The organism is Pseudomonas sp. RIT-562, from assembly GCF_026241895.1.
GTDB lineage: Bacteria > Pseudomonadota > Gammaproteobacteria > Pseudomonadales > Pseudomonadaceae > Aquipseudomonas > Aquipseudomonas mandelii_F.
Genome location: NZ_JAPJIV010000076.1, coordinates 1 through 333 on the forward strand (window position 1 = coordinate 1; position 333 = coordinate 333).

Consider the following 333-nt stretch of genomic DNA (forward strand, 5'->3'; position numbering starts at 1 on the left):
GACAGTGGTTTTGTCCGCGGTCAGGGTCGCAAACACTTCACTGGTGGTGTCGCCGATGGTCACCGACGCTGGGCCACCAATGGTTGGGTTCTCCAGCGCTGCGCCGTTCGAGGTCGCCCCGGTAATGCTCAGGGATACGGTGCCGCCGTCTTTGTAGACGTCATCGCCTTGCGGGGCGAGGGTGTGGACTTTTTCAGTCTGACCAGCAGCGAAGACCAGAGTCGAACCGTCGCTCAGCTTGACGGTAACCGGGTGGTCTTGAGCCTTGTCGAGCTTGATGGTGAACGCTGCGCCCTGGTTTTCCAGGACTGGGCCGTTGCCTGTGATGGTGAT

1 protein-coding gene is annotated in these 333 nt (G+C 60.7%); it reads right to left on the bottom strand.

The window, feature by feature from the left end:
- Window positions 1-333 (bottom strand): immunoglobulin-like domain-containing protein (locus ORL50_RS28815; protein WP_266020106.1); only part of this gene is annotated, 333 nt, incomplete at both ends.